General features: G+C 70.7%; 14 protein-coding genes. 6 read left to right on the plus strand and 8 right to left on the minus strand.

The window, feature by feature from the left end:
- The coding region (locus tag AB0B91_RS61130) for a zinc ribbon domain-containing protein (protein ID WP_358341887.1) at window positions 1-225 on the plus strand (225 nt) is incomplete at its 5' end.
- Here the strand turns inward: AB0B91_RS61130 and AB0B91_RS61135 are convergent.
- The 3 genes from AB0B91_RS61135 to AB0B91_RS61145 form a co-directional block, all read right to left on the minus strand.
- Window positions 208-2,100 (minus strand): TIM barrel protein, encoded by a 1,893-nt coding sequence (locus tag AB0B91_RS61135; protein WP_358341890.1) that lies wholly within the window; start codon window positions 2,098-2,100, stop codon window positions 208-210. The genes AB0B91_RS61130 and AB0B91_RS61135 overlap by 18 nt on opposite strands.
- A 17-nt stretch (window positions 2,101-2,117) precedes the next feature.
- Complete coding sequence (locus AB0B91_RS61140; RefSeq protein ID WP_358341893.1) at window positions 2,118-2,972, minus strand: shikimate dehydrogenase; 855 nt, start codon at window positions 2,970-2,972, stop codon at window positions 2,118-2,120.
- 92 nt (window positions 2,973-3,064) lie between these two features.
- A complete protein-coding gene (locus AB0B91_RS61145; protein WP_358341896.1) occupies window positions 3,065-4,027 on the minus strand; it encodes a GNAT family N-acetyltransferase in 963 nt (320 codons plus the stop codon).
- 68 nt (window positions 4,028-4,095) lie between these two features.
- Between AB0B91_RS61145 and AB0B91_RS61150 the strand changes: the two genes are divergently transcribed.
- Window positions 4,096-4,416, plus strand: coding sequence for an STAS domain-containing protein (locus AB0B91_RS61150; protein WP_358341899.1), 321 nt, complete (start codon window positions 4,096-4,098; stop codon window positions 4,414-4,416).
- On the opposite strand, the gene AB0B91_RS61155 is transcribed toward AB0B91_RS61150, so the two are convergent.
- Entirely contained in the window at window positions 4,397-4,792 is a 396-nt protein-coding gene (locus tag AB0B91_RS61155) for a hypothetical protein (protein WP_358341902.1), read from the minus strand. The genes AB0B91_RS61150 and AB0B91_RS61155 overlap by 20 nt on opposite strands.
- A 238-nt stretch (window positions 4,793-5,030) precedes the next feature.
- Here AB0B91_RS61155 and AB0B91_RS61160 point away from each other — a divergent pair, with 238 nt between their 5' ends.
- The 3 genes from AB0B91_RS61160 (at window position 5,031) to AB0B91_RS61170 (ending at window position 8,314) form a co-directional block, all read left to right on the plus strand.
- A complete protein-coding gene (locus AB0B91_RS61160; protein WP_358341905.1) occupies window positions 5,031-7,043 on the plus strand; it encodes a transposase in 2,013 nt (670 codons plus the stop codon).
- A gap of 225 nt (window positions 7,044-7,268) precedes the next feature.
- A complete protein-coding gene (locus tag AB0B91_RS61165) occupies window positions 7,269-7,814 on the plus strand; it encodes a helix-turn-helix domain-containing protein (protein ID WP_358341908.1) in 546 nt (181 codons plus the stop codon).
- A gap of 68 nt (window positions 7,815-7,882) precedes the next feature.
- Complete coding sequence (locus AB0B91_RS61170; protein ID WP_358341911.1) at window positions 7,883-8,314, plus strand: ATP-binding protein; 432 nt, start codon at window positions 7,883-7,885, stop codon at window positions 8,312-8,314.
- Between the two features lie 273 nt (window positions 8,315-8,587).
- Here AB0B91_RS61170 and AB0B91_RS61175 read toward each other — a convergent pair whose 3' ends face one another.
- The gene (locus tag AB0B91_RS61175) at window positions 8,588-9,538 is read right to left on the minus strand and encodes a Ppx/GppA phosphatase family protein (RefSeq protein WP_358341913.1); all 951 of its coding nucleotides are present in this window, start codon (window positions 9,536-9,538) and stop codon (window positions 8,588-8,590) included.
- A gap of 98 nt (window positions 9,539-9,636) precedes the next feature.
- On the opposite strand from AB0B91_RS61175, the gene AB0B91_RS61180 reads away from it, so the two are divergent.
- The gene (locus AB0B91_RS61180) at window positions 9,637-10,767 is read left to right on the plus strand and encodes a UDP-N-acetylglucosamine--N-acetylmuramyl-(pentapeptide) pyrophosphoryl-undecaprenol N-acetylglucosamine transferase (RefSeq protein WP_358341916.1); all 1,131 of its coding nucleotides are present in this window, start codon (window positions 9,637-9,639) and stop codon (window positions 10,765-10,767) included.
- A 7-nt stretch (window positions 10,768-10,774) separates the two neighbouring features.
- On the opposite strand, the gene AB0B91_RS61185 is transcribed toward AB0B91_RS61180, so the two are convergent.
- From AB0B91_RS61185 to AB0B91_RS61195, 3 genes are read right to left on the minus strand one after another with little or no spacing between them, the layout of a single operon-like run.
- Window positions 10,775-11,662: a hypothetical protein gene (locus AB0B91_RS61185; RefSeq protein WP_358341919.1), complete on the minus strand. Its 888-nt coding sequence runs from the start codon at window positions 11,660-11,662 to the stop codon at window positions 10,775-10,777.
- Between the two features lie 21 nt (window positions 11,663-11,683).
- A complete protein-coding gene (locus tag AB0B91_RS61190; RefSeq protein ID WP_358341922.1) occupies window positions 11,684-12,589 on the minus strand; it encodes a hypothetical protein in 906 nt (301 codons plus the stop codon).
- A 33-nt stretch (window positions 12,590-12,622) separates the two neighbouring features.
- A complete protein-coding gene (locus tag AB0B91_RS61195; protein ID WP_358341925.1) occupies window positions 12,623-13,507 on the minus strand; it encodes a hypothetical protein in 885 nt (294 codons plus the stop codon).
- Between the last annotated feature and the right edge of the window lie 167 nt (window positions 13,508-13,674).

A 13,674-nucleotide genomic window follows, 5' to 3' on the forward strand; every position in this document is an offset into this window, starting at 1 on the left:
TGTCCGGACTGCGGGAACGTGTCCAGGGCGAATCGGCCGGCGCGGGGCCGGTTCGTCTGCACCCGGTGCGGCCTCGCTGGGCACGCCGACCACATCGCAGCCCGCAACATCGCCCAACGCGGCGCAGCGGGCTGGGCTGCCATCAACCAGCCACACGCTACCGGCCTCCCCTCACCCAGACGGGACCGCGAGAGCAAACCACCAGCCTCAACCGGCGGTAGTTGATCGTAGATGACCGTTGACTCCCAAGGCGTGCTGTGCGGCCAGGCGGACGGGTGCGTTGGCGGCGCCGTAGCCCTGGTAGCCGCCTACGCGCTGGACGATCTCGAAGAACACCCGCCCGGCCGTGATCGTGTACAGGTGGAGGAACTCGCCGTGCTCGTCCCTGTCGTACAGCAGGCCGAGCTCGCGCAGCTCGGGTGGCACGTCGTACCGGGCGGCCAGATCGTCGTAGTAGTTGGCGGGGACGGGCAGCAGCAGCCCGGGGTGGGCGGCGCGCAGTCGGCGGGCGATGGCCACGATGTCGTCGCAGGCCAGGGCGATGTGCTGCCAGGGGATGTGCTGGGCGCCGACCTGGTTGATGTTGAGCACCATCCGCAGGGCGCCGTCCCCGCTGGACATCGCCTTGCTGCGCAGCAGGCCGTAGGGGTCGGGGACCTCCAGGCTCTCCTGGGGGCGCAGGCCGAGGACGCCGCGGTAGAACAGAGCGGCCTCGTCGAAGTGATGCCTCGGCTGGGTGAGCGCCACGTGGTCGATGTGCGTGATGCCCCCGGCGACCGGTCCAGGCGCGGCGCCTTCGCGCCTGAAGTCGTCTGTCCAGCTCGAATGGTCGGGATGACCGGTGCGGCAGAAGAAGAGCTCGGCCCCGTCCGGTGCGGCGATCGCGTCCAGCCTGGCCTCGCGCGGGGCCCGGTGGCGGGGCAGCACCGGTGACAGCAGCGACTCGGCGCGCTTCACGGAACCGGCCGGGTCGGGGCTCTCCAGCCCGAGCGCGGCGAGCGCGGGTTCGTCGCCGGTGGCGTTGAGCAGGATCCGGGCCTCTCTCTGCTCCCACAGTTCGACCGGCTTGCCGGTATGCGTGCCGGTGCGTACGAACCCGAGCGCGGCCAGCAGCGTGCTCAGCTCGGGGGCATGCGCGGCCGGCTCGGGCGGTCCTGGCGGGTTGCCGGCCGGGACGGACGGCTCGCCGGACCCTACGGCGGACCCTTCGGCGGCCGGGACGGACAGCTCGGCGAAGGCGAAGCCGGACGGGATGACCGGGGGCGGGATCGGCGGGGTCGCGCCGCGCCGCCGGGCGGCGGCCTCCTCCAGCGCGATGAGCGACCGCATGGCGTCCAGCGACGTACGGCCGGCGTCGGCCTGCCGGAAGCCGTCGTTGAACACCTCCAGCGACAGCGGCCCGGCGTACCCGGTCTCCAGCACGTGCGTCACCAGCCCGGCCAGGTCGAAGGTCCCCTGGCCGGGGAAGCAGCGGTAGTGCCTGCTCCACTGCAGCACGTCCATCGCCAGCAGCGGCGCGTCGGCCAGTTGGAGGAAGAACACCTTGTCACCCGGGATCGCCTCGATGCCGATCGGGTCGGAGCCGCGCGACAGGATGTGGAAGCTGTCGAGGCAGGTGCCGAGGTTCGGGTGGTCGGCCATGCGCACGATCCGCCAAGCGTGCAGGTACTCGTTGACGTGCCTGCCCCAGGCCAGCGCCTCGTAGGCGATGCTGATGCCGTGCCCGGCCGCCCGTTCGGCGAGCAGCCGCAGCTGCTCGGCGGCCAGCTCGTCGTCGTCGATCGCGTCGGGCGACACGCTGGAGCAGACCAGCAGCAGGGTGGCGCCGAGGCGTTCCATCACCTCGAACTTGCGCTCGGCCCGGCGCAGGTTGCGGGCCAGCACGTCGCCCGGCACCGCCTCGAAGTCGCGGAAGGGCTGGTAGAGGTCGATGCCGAGGCCGAGATCCCGGGCCCGGGCGCGTACCTCCTCCGGGCTCAGCGGGGAGACGAGGAGGTCGTTCTCGAAGATCTCCACGCCGTCGAAGCCCGCGGCGGAGATGGCGGTCAGCTTCTCCGCCAGCGTCCCGCTGACCGAGACGGTGGCGATGGACTTACGCATGGTGCGAAACCTCCCGGTCAGGCGTCGATCAGGTCGGTGAGGTGGGTGAGCATCCGCTCGGGGTCGGGCTCGCGGCCCGTGAACAGGCGGAAGGCATGCGCGGCCTGGAAGACCACCATGCCGCCGCCGTGCATGGTGCGGCAGCCGAGCGCCCTGGCCCGGCGCAGCAGTTCGGTCTCCAGGGGCCGGTAGACGATGTCGGCCACCCACAACTCCGGGCGCAGCAGCTCGGCGGGGAGCGGCAGCCCGGGGTGCTGTGCCATGCCGGTGGGGGTCGCGTGCACCAGCCCGTCCGCCGTGGCGAGCAGCCCGCCCAGCTCGCCCTGGGCCGCGGCGCGGATCCGGTCCGGCCCGAACCGGCCGGCCAGGTCGGCGGCGAGCGAGGCCGCCCGGTCCTCGGCGGCGTCGACCAGCACGACCTGGTCGGCGCCGAGGGTCAGCAGGGCGTGCGCCACCGCGGCCCCCGCCCCGCCCGCGCCCAACTGCACCACCTGCCGGGTGGGCGCGTCGGGCAGTCCCCTGGCGAACGACTCCGCGAACCCGGTCCAGTCGGTGTTGTGCCCCACGGCCCGCCGCCCCTCGAACACGACGGTGTTGACCGCGCCGAGCATCGCCGCGTCCGCGGACAGCTCGTCCAGGAAGGGGATCACGGTCTGCTTGCACGGGTGGGTGATGTTGAGGCCGTCGAACCCGAGCCGCCGCGCCGTACGGACCAGCTCCCCCGCGGCGTCGGCGCCCAGCCCCAGCTCGCCGATGTCGAGCAGCCGGTAGACGTAGCGCACGCCGTGCGCGTCCGCCTCGCGCTCGTGCAGCGCGGGGCTGAACGACGGGCCGATCCCGGCGCCGATCAGGCCGATCAGATAGGAGCTCATCCGCTCTCACTCTCCTCCGGTGTCTCTCAAATGTACGAACTAGTACGTTCGTACGCTAGACCGGAAGGGGTACCACCCGTGAGAGCGGGCCTTCAGGAAGCCCGGACGGGCCGGATCAGGCGGCGCCAGACGTCGATCACCAGGACCGGCCGCATGCCCGCCGACAGGTAGAGGTCGAGCGCGGGCGTGGTGTTGTTGGAGTCGACGTGCAGCAGGGTCGCCCGCCGACCACGCGCCGCGTCGGCGGCGAAGGCGTGCCGGAGCAGGAAGCGTCCCAGCCCCTTCCCCCGATGCTCGGGCAGGACGGCCAGCGTGGCGACGTAGCCGCAGTCCTCGTCCGGCACGAACTGGTTGTTGCCGACCACCAGCGCCGCCGGCCGCCCGTCGATCCTGGCGACCGTGAGCTGGCTCCAGTCGGTGACGCTCTGCGCCTGCCGGCGCTCGAGCCAGTGCTCGTAGTCGACCTTGACGAAGCCGAAGTGGTCGGCGAACGCCTCCTGCTGGACCTCGTACGCCTGCCTGCGGACGGCGTCCGTCTCCCCGCTGTGGAGGGTGAGCCCCGGAATCGGGGCGGGCGGCTCGACCGGGCCTTCGTGGTCGATGCGCATGCGGTGGAAGCTGGTGCCGGGCGTGAAGCCGTATCCCTTGGCGAGCGCCTGCTTGCCGGTGTCGGCCCGGTAGATGCCGATGTCGACCGTGGCGGCGTCGTGGCCCCGGGCCAGCGCCAGCGCCCCGGCGCGGTCGAGCACGAGGCGCCACAGCTCGTCCTCGAGCCCCTCTACGCCCGGACGCACCAGGACCTCTATGTCGATCATGTCGCTGTCGCCCTTGGCGCAGGCCCAGGCCCAGCCGACGAGCGCGCCGCCGGCGTCGTGGACGAGCCAGCCGTCCGCGTCGAGGTCGAAGCCCGGCTCCGCCAGCTCGTCGGCGATGTCGTCGACCGTCGCGTCGGGAACGCCGATGACGGCGAGGTCACAGGCCGCGACGAGCTCATGGATGGCGGTGGCGTCTTCGGCCCGTGGACGGCTGAATCTGTGGGCAGCGGACGGCTTCATGGCAGCGATTTTCCCGAATCCGGACGCCCCGCGCCTCCTATTTTCGGCGCGGTGGATAAGCTGAGGCGGTGCTCGACAAGACGCCGTTGCGCATCGACGTCGCCACACCGGACGCCACGACGATCCGGCTGGCGCTCAGCGGCGACCTCGATTTCGACACCGCCGCCGATCTGACGGGGCTGACGTTGGATGCCGGCTACCACCGGCTCGACGTGGATCTGTCGGGGCTGGCCTTCATCGACTCCTCCGGCCTGGCCGCTCTCGTACGACTCCAGCGGCAGGTCGAGGGCGCCGACGCCGTGCTGCGCGTGGTGGCGTTGACGCCCTATCTGCACAACCTGATGCGGATGACCGGGCTCGACAAGCTGTTCAGCCTGCCGCCGGGCTGACCACCTCCTCCTGCGTGGCGGCCCCGGCCGACGGGCCACCGCGCAGGGAGATCATCTTGACGAAGACCGCCAGCCAGCAGGCCACGGCCATGCCGACGCCGCCGAGCATCGGGTAGATCTTGTACTTGCCCGTGGCGTCGAGGGCCCGGCCAACGAACAGCGAGACCACCATGGCCGACGCGCCCTGGACAGTCCGCTGGAACAGCGGCAGGAAGTTGACGCCCGAGATCAGGGCGAAGTTGCGGTTGCGGAACAGCTCGAGCGGCATGGCCGGCTCGACCACCCGTCCTTCGAGGAAGATGGACAGCGCCAGCGAGAGCACGTCGGTCGCGGCCAGGGCGAGGACCTGCCAGGAAGCCCAATCCGCGTTGCCCATAGGTGGCCCTTTGGCGTGCGGCCTGAGCACGTGTGCCGGCATTCGCACGGTGAGGTGGCGCGGGGAGGCGAGGGGTGAGGGTGTCGATATCCAACGGATCGCTCACATGTTCTATCCAAAGAAATCAACCCTTGGTAGCGTTAAGGTCACGCATCGTGGAGGCTGGGGGCGGGGTGCAGGTCGAGCTGCGGGTCGCGCGGTACACGCGTCAATGCCGCCTCCAAGCCGGGGGCGGTGCATGAATAAGCTCACCGCGACCGCCCCCTGCACCGCCCACGCCGCCACCGTGGAGAAGACCGGCGAGGTCGTTTCCGCTGCGCTCCTGACGCAGCGGGTGGCATGGCTGACCGGCTTGGCGCAGGACCTGATCGCCTGCGTCGTCACCGCCCATTGGAATGCGGCTGATCTGGACGCTTTGGCGTCCGGAGTGGGGCTGGACGGGCGGGTGTTGCCGACAAAGGGCTGGATGGCTGTCCGGCGGCTGGGCTGGGGCACGACCCCGGCCGCCGGCATGTACGTCTGCGATCGGGTGCTGCGGTGCGCGCAGGAGCAGGCCGCTCGCTTGTTGCGGCTGGCGTTGCACCGGCGCCGCCTGGTGGCGGCGATCGTGGCGACCTGGCCGCACAACCCGCAGGCACGCACCCGCGCCGAATGGGACGCGCTGCGCGTGCTGCTGCCGGACGGCGTGACCCTAGCGGAAATTCGTAACCGGACCCGGCAGATCCGCGCCTATCGCGACGAGCATGAGGTGTTCCCGGCCGATCTGACCGAACTGGAGGAGCCACCGAACGTTGCGACGCAGATCGTGCTGGCGGCGGCCGACCGACAACTGGTCACCCTGGAGCGCACCGGCAATCGCAGCGCCCGCCTGCGGGTGCGGCTTCCGCTGGTCGAATCGCCCGCCTCCGGTAAGGACTGGACCTGGCACGTGCTGCCGGTCGCGTTGCCGCCGACCGTGCCGCCGCAGGCCACTCTGTGTGCCCCCACTGTGCGGGTGGCAAGGGGGCGGGTGCGTGTCGATCTGCCGTTCCAGACACTGCTCGGCTTCGCGCCCGCTACTGGTCATGTGATCGGGTGCGGCTTCGACTGGGGCCTCAACGGACTGCTGGTCGGCGTGGCAGGGGAGCTGGCCGATGGCCGGGTGATCAGTGATGGGCGGCCTCTCGCCTACGACGCGAGCGGTGTCTCGGCCAAGCTGCACCGGCTGCGGGCCGAGCGTGAGCACCTGGCCGCCAAGCACCGGCACCTGGAAAAGCTGCTGGCGAGGATCACGCCTGCTGATCCCCGCTACGTCGCATTGAGTACGGCCCGGCAGGTGCTCGGGGTCGAACATGAGCGGCTGTGCGCGCGCATCCGCAACCTGAACAAGGCGCTGGCCTGGTCGGCCGCACGCTGGGCAGTCGACCAGGCCAGCACCGCCGGGGCGACGGTCATCTACCTGGAAGACCTGACCACCCTGGAAGCGCGCGGACGCCGAGGGAGCGTGAACGCACGCCTTTCGGGGCAGGTACGCGGGCAGATCATCGAGGCGATCCGGCACCTGGCGGCCAAGCACGCCATCGCGGTGGTCACCGTCCCAGCGCGCGGCACCTCCCGATATTGCCCCCGGTGCGGGGACGGCACGTCAGTGCTCAAGCATTGCCCGGCCCCCGATCGGCTCACCGAGCGGGGCTGGAGATGGGCCTACTGCCCGGCCTGCGGCCTGTCGTGTGACCGGGATTGGGCAGCAGCCGAGCGGATCCTCGCACGCGGCCTGCTCGGCCAGCACGCCACCCGCACCCACCGAACCACCGGCACCCGCACCATCCACACCATCGTGGAGGGCAACGTCGCCCGCGCCCGCCGCACCCGCAAACCCACCCGCGCGGCCCGCCGCGCCCGCCGCACCCGAACCGACCTACACCCCCGACCGGCGGCACGCGACAGATCCAAGAACCGCCCCACCCCGAAACGGCCAACCCGCACCGCCAACAACACTATGATCAATTCGGCCGATGACTTGGCCGAGCACGCGATGACCTCCAGCCGTGTGCCCGACCGGCGCACGGTGCCCGCCCCACCGCCCACCGGCGGTGGACAGCGTCCGGCGGGCCATGCACCCAAGCCGGGACGGCACCAGCCGCACCGGACAGGGCATGTCAGGAACTCCCACCATCGGACCGGCCTCCACCACGCCAAAGCCACCCCCGTACTCACCTTCACCGAGCACCGGGGCAGCCCAAAGCAGGCCACGCCCGTCCGAGTTACCTGATTCCTTCAGGGAACTACAGAGAATTCAAGACGCTGTGACGACCCATGACAGACGTGTCAGGCCCCGAGCCTCAGCCCGGGCAGGACGACCATCACCTCGCGTCGTCGTCCGACTGCCTCCGCCACCGCACACCCCCCAGATGAGAGCTTGCTTACTTGCCGACCGGCAAGCATAGAATAAGCTAGATACCCTACTTGCCGGCCGTCAAGTCGAAATAGGTGCACATTGCGGGAAGACACCCGGAGCAGGATCCAGGAGATCGCGCTCAAGCTCTTCACCGAGCAGGGTTACGAGGCGACTTCGCTGCGAGAGATCGCGGAGGAGCTCGGCGTGACGAAGGCCGCGCTCTACTACCACTTCAAGACCAAGGAAGACATTGTCGCCAGTCTGGCCGACATGCGCGTGGCGGACGTCGAGGAGCTTCTGACCTGGTTCAGGAGCCAGCCGAAGACGCCGGAGACGCGCAAGGAGCTCGTCCTGCGCTACGCCGCCAAGCTGACGAACCCCCGCTATCTGGAGGTCGCCCGCTTCATGGAGCGCAACCAGACGGCCATGCGCGACCATCCGAAGATCCTTCGGATGCGCGAGGTGATGCTGGAGCTGACCGACGAGCTCAACGACCCCGGCGATCCGCTGGCCGTGCGCATCAGCCGCTCGATGGCGCTGTTCACGCTGCATGCCGGCAAGTGGATGTCGCAGGACAAGAAGCTGACCGACGAGGAGATCAACGAGGCCGCGGTCGAGGTCGCGCTCCGCCTGATGGAACCCTAGAGACGATTGGGGCGGGCCGGATTGGGCAGAAGGCACTGACGCGTCCGGATGGAGACGGAGGAGGTGCGGTGGAGGCCACGATAGCGCTCCGGCTGCCAAGAGATGCGGCGAGTGTCCCGCTGATCAGGCAGATGTTCGACGGCACACTCAGGTCACTGGGAGTGGAGCCGCAGATCCGCGACGACATCGAGCTCATGCTCACCGAGGCGTGCTCCAACGTCGTCAGGCACGCCGGCCCCAGTGACGAGTACATGGTGAGCGCGGGGGTCTACGACAAGCTCTGCGTCATCCGGGTGATCGACATGGGTGGCGGATTCGACCCGCCCAAGGTCAGCGAGGCGGCCCCCGGCGCCGAGTCCGGCCGGGGGATCCAGATCATGCGCGCGCTGGCCGACGACATCCGCTTCACCAACCGGCACGAGGACGGGTCGGTGGTGTGCCTGGAGAAGCGCCTGCGCTTCGCCCCGGGCGCGGCCGGCCCGCACTTCATGGCGAACTGAACTCCCTCGACCTCCCCGACGGGCGTAGGTGCTCATGCTTCCCCGGAGACCGCGCCCCGAGCCCTCCCAGAACCGGCCCTGCCTCGGACTGCCGGGCGGTCGATCTCGCCAACAGTCCGAGCGTGATCAGGACGACCACGGAGATGAGGAAAACCGCCACGAACGCCAGAATGAGGACGATCACCAGCGAGGCGATCGTGCTGAGTACAGCCAACATCCGCCGGAAATGCCCCGTGAACCGGATCTTATGCGCGAGATTCGGGTAGATCGCGGTTACCGCGGCGTCACATCCAGCCGCCCCGGCAGCATGTCGAGGCGGCGCAGGATGACGCCCTCGCGCAGCGCCCACGGGCAGACCTCCAGCCGATCGACCTCGAACAGGTCCATGGTCGCGTGGGCCACGATGGCCCCCGCGGCCAGCTGGAGGGCCCGCCCGTCGGACACGCCGGACAGCCCGGCCCGCTCGGCCGAGCTCATGGTGGTCAGCTTGACGGCCCAGTCGGCCATGTCCTGGCGCGACAGCGATCGGGAGACGTAGAGGCCGTCGTTGGTGGGCGCGGCCCCGGCGATCCTGGCCAGTTGCTTGAAGGTCTTGGACGTGGCCACGGCCCGATTGGGCTCGCCGTATCTGACGATGCCGCCGACCGTGCGGGCGATCTCGGCGCGTACGTGCCGGCGCAGCTTGCGGACCTCGTCGGCGGTCGGCGGGTCGGCGCCGAACCAGTCGCGGGTGAGCCGGCCCGCGCCGAGCGGCAGCGAGACGGCGACGTCGGGCTCCTCGTCGACCCCGGCGGCGATCTCCAGCGAGCCGCCCCCGATGTCGAAGGCGAGCAGCCGGCCCGAGGACCAGCCGAACCAGCGCCGCACGGCCAGGAACGTCAGCCTGGCCTCGTCGCTGCCGGACAGGACCTCGATGTGCACGCCGCAGCGGTCGTTGATCTGGTCGAGCACGTGCTCGCCGTTGGCGGCCTCGCGCACGGCCGAGGTGGCGAAGGCCAGGAAGTTCTCGACGCCTTTGTCCTCGGCGATGCGCAGCGCCTCCTCCACGAACTCACCGAGCCGCTCGATGCCGTCCGCGGACAGCTCGTTGCTCTCGTCGAGGTGCTCGGTCAGCCGCAGCTCCTCCTTGTGCGAGTAGGCGGGGAGGGGCCGCGCGCCGCGGTGGGCATCGACGACGAGTAGATGGACGGTGTTCGAGCCGATGTCCAGCACGCCGAGTCGCATGGGGAAACGCTACCGGTCAACGGTCTGTACGGCGAAGCCGAGTCCGAAGTGGCCGAGCGGCGCGACTGGTCCACCCGCCGGGGCCATAGTCTGATCGCATGTCACGAACCCTGCGACTGTTGATCACCGGCGGCGGCACCGGTGGTCACACCTATCCGGCCCTGACGACCCTGTCGGCCGTCCAGCGACGTCAGGTGCCGCACGACGTGCTCTGGGTAGGCACCGCGAACGGCCTGGAGGCCAGGATCACCGCCGAGCACGGCATCCCGTTCAAGGCCATCACCACCGGCAAGCTGCGCCGCCGGCCCAATATCCGCGAGCTCGGCACCAACATCGCCGACGTGTTCCGCATCCCGGTGGGCGTGGTCCAGGCGATCGGGCACGCCGCCCGCTACCTGCCCGACGTGGTGCTGTCGACCGGGGGTTACGTGGCGGTGCCGATCGGGGTGGCGGCCAAGCTGATCCGCCGGCCGCTGGTCATGCACGAGCAGACCACGGTGGTGGGGCTGGCCAACCGGATCCTGGCCCGGCTGGCGACGCGGATCGCGCTCTCGCACGAGTCGTCCCTGGAATACCTGCCGCCGCCGGCGCGCGCGAAGGCCGTGGTGACCGGCAACCCGATCAGGCCGGAGCTGCTGCAGGGCAACCGGGCCGCGGCCTACGACCTGTTCGGGCTGACGTTCGAGGTGCCGCTGATCTACGTGACGGGCGGCGCGACGGGCAGCAAGCAGATCAACACGCTGATCGCGGAGATCCTGCCGCGGCTGCTGCCGCACGCCCAGATCGTGCACCAGTGCGGGCCCGCGTGGATCGACCAGATGCGCGCCATCGAGCTGCCGCCGGACCTGGCCGAGCGCTACCACCCGGTGCCGTACGTGGGCTCGGAGCTGCCCGACCTGTTCGCCGCGGCCGACGTGGTGATCTCGCGTAGCGGCGCGGGCACGGTGTCGGAGCTGACCGCGATCGGCAAGCCCTCGGTGCTCATCCCGCTGATCCCGACCGGCGGCGACGAGCAGCGCAAGAACGCGGGCTACCTGGCCTCCGCGGGCGGGGCCCGCGCGCTGCTGGAGCCGCACCCGACGGGCGAGCAGTTGCTGGCCGAGCTGATGCCGCTGCTGGCCGACCCGGGTCTGCGCGCGACGATGGCCGAGGCGGCCCGCAAACTGGGCCGGGTCGACGCGGCCGACGCCCTGTGCGACGTGCTCCTGGAGGCCGCGCACCTCGGATAGCTCGGGCTCAGGGCTCCAGGTAGCGGAACGCCTCGTGGGCGGAGCTCACGCTCCGCCGCAGCGCCCGCTCCAGCTGGTCGGCGTCCTCCGCGAGCCGGGCGATCTCCGGTACGGCGAAGCCGTCGGCGCCGGCCTCGGAGACCAGCTCCTCATACTGGTGGAGCCGGCCCCGCAGCTCCTCGATCTGGTGGTGGGCCCGGTAGGCGAGCTCGGCTTCGGCCACGTTGGCGGCGTACCGTTCCAGCGCCTCCACCCGGGCCACCACGGCGTCCTCGCTGCTGTCGAGCGCCCGCGCGAGCGGCTCGGCCACGGCGGCGACCTCCGGCGTGATCCCCTCGGACATGGTCTGGCGGTGCTTGGTGCGCAGCGCCGACAGCTTGGCCAGCAGCCGGGCGATCTCCCACTCCTGCGCGGGCAGCATCACGGCGTTGCGCACGTCGTCCAGCAGCCCTTCGACGTTGACCGCCGAGTGCGTCACCGTGGCGACGGCCCGCCTGGCCCGGGCGAGCAGCCTGCGGGAGGACTCGTCGAGGTCGGCGGCGAGCACGTACCGGCCCTCGTACCAGCGCAGTTGCTCGTAAACCTCACGGTCGACGGCCACCCCTTCGTCCTCGTCGAGGTCCTTGCGCAGGAAGACCACGAGCAGGATGGGGACGGCGATGAGGCCGACCAGCACCACGCCGCCTGACATGAGGCCGCCCGCCTTGATCAGCAGGAGGGTCAGCGCGACCAGGGTGATCACCGCGATGACCGCGCGCCCGGACTTGCCGGAGACCCTGGAAGGCCGGGGATCGGGCACCCAGCCGCGGCGCATCCTGATCAGGAGGTGCTCGCTCTCCTTGATCAGCTGGGCGTCATCCTCCGGGACACCTGGATCGACTACCACATCCGCCACAAAAACGGATTTTATGGGATGTCATCCATTCAAGTGGCGGAATGCCTCGTGTGCCGAGGTCACGCTGTCGCGCAGCGTCTCCTCCAGCCGGTCGGCGTCCTCGGTCAGCCGGCCCAGCTCGGGCACCGCTGAGCTGTCGGCACCCGACTCGGCCAGCAGTTCCTCGTAACGCGGCAGTTTGGCGCCGAACCGCTCGATCTGGTGCCGGGCCCGGAAAGCGCGCTCGGCCTCGGCCACGTGCCCGGCGTAACGTTCCAGCGCCTCGACGCGGGCGAGCACCGCCTGCTCGCTGCTCGCCAGCGCCTCCCCCAGCGGCTCGGCGACGGCGGCCACCTCGGGCGTGAGCCCCTCGGCGACGACCTCCTCGTGCTCACGCCGCAGCGCCGACAGCTTGGCCAGCAGCCGGGCGATCTCCCACTCCTGTTCCGGCAGCATCACCGCGTTGCGCACGCCGTCCAGCAGGCCCTCGGCGTTGACGCGCGACTCCATGACCGCCTCGACGGCGGCGCGGGCGCGGGCCAGCAGCGCGCGGGAGCCTTCGTCGAGATCCTCGGCGAGCACGAACCGCCCCTCGTACAGGAGGGCGTTCTCGTAGACGTCCAGCTCCTGCGCGCGCCGCCGCGCGACCTCCGCGTCGGTGCGCGGCCTGAGCAGCACGCCGACCACGAGCAGCGCGGCCACGGTCATGACGACCACGAAGGAGGTGTACCGCTCCTCCAGGAAGAAGCCGAACCCGGCGGCGACCGCCAGCAGCGCGGCCACCCCGGCCGCCGCGCTCGCCACGATGCCGAGCGTCGGGTCATACCGCCTCTTGCGGACCGGTGCCCACCCCGTCCGCATGCCCAGCAGCAGCTCGCGGTGGCCGCGCAGCAGCTCCGCGATCTCGTCTGGCACCGCCGGATCCACCATGACCTTCGGACAGGGCACGTAAGGGATCCTATGTGGCGGTCTGTCAGAGTGTCAGCCTTCCAGGTAGCGGAACGCCTCGTGCGCCGAGCTCACGCTCTTGCGCAGCAGCCGCTCCAGGGCGTCGGCGTCCTGGGCGAGCTTCTCGATCTCCGGTACGGCCAGCGCGTCGGCCCCCGACTCGGCCAGGAGCTCCTCGTAGCGCGGCAGCCGGGCCCGCAGCTCCTCGATCTGGCTGCGGGCGTGGTAGGCGCGCTCGGCCTCGGCGACATGCCCGGCGTAACGTTCCAGCGCCTCGACGCGCGCGACGACCGCGGCCTCGCTGTTGGCCAGGGCGCGGTCCAGCGGCTCGACCACGGCCGCCACCTCCGGCGCGATGCCACGGGACAGCAGCACCTTGTGCTCACCGCGCAGGGCCGCGAGTTTGGCCAGCAGCCTGGCGATCTCCCACTCCTGCTCCGGCAGCATCACGGCGTTGCGCGCGTCGTCCAGCAGCCCCTCGGCGTTGACGTGGGAACGCAGCACGCTGCCGATCGCCCGCTGCGCCCTGGCCAGCACCAGTCTGGCCTCCGCGTCGAAGTCGTCGGCCAGCAGGTAGCGCCCGTCGTACCAGCGGGCCTGCTCGTAGACGCCGCGCTCCCGCGGCCGGTCGTGCTGCGGCACCTCGTTGATGGAGGCGATCTTGACCAGCACGATGAAGACGAAGGAACCCAGCAGCACGAACCCGACCGGCGCCGCGTGCGAGGCCAGCAGCACGGACATCAGCGCCACGACCACGGGCGTGGCGGCCAGCAGCATCAGGCTCGACGGGCGCCGCCGCTCGGGCGGTGGTGCGGCGGGGGGCACCCATCCTGCTCTGATCCTGGACAGCAGCGGGGCGTTGGCACGCAACATTCCGGCGACCTCCGGGGGTACTCCCGGATCGACGACCACACCCACGCTCTGTCCTGGCACCCTGGCGCCCCCAACGCTCGTGATGTCCGGATACTACGGAACATTTCCCTTGAGCGGCAGCCTCGTCGAGGACAGTCGGGGGAACCACCAGGCGCACCCGCCGGGCACTTCCATGATCGAAGGCACCAGGACGAGGCGCACAATTGTGGCGT

The sequence above is a fragment of the Nonomuraea sp. NPDC049141 genome (assembly GCF_040648415.1).
Taxonomy (GTDB): domain Bacteria; phylum Actinomycetota; class Actinomycetes; order Streptosporangiales; family Streptosporangiaceae; genus Nonomuraea.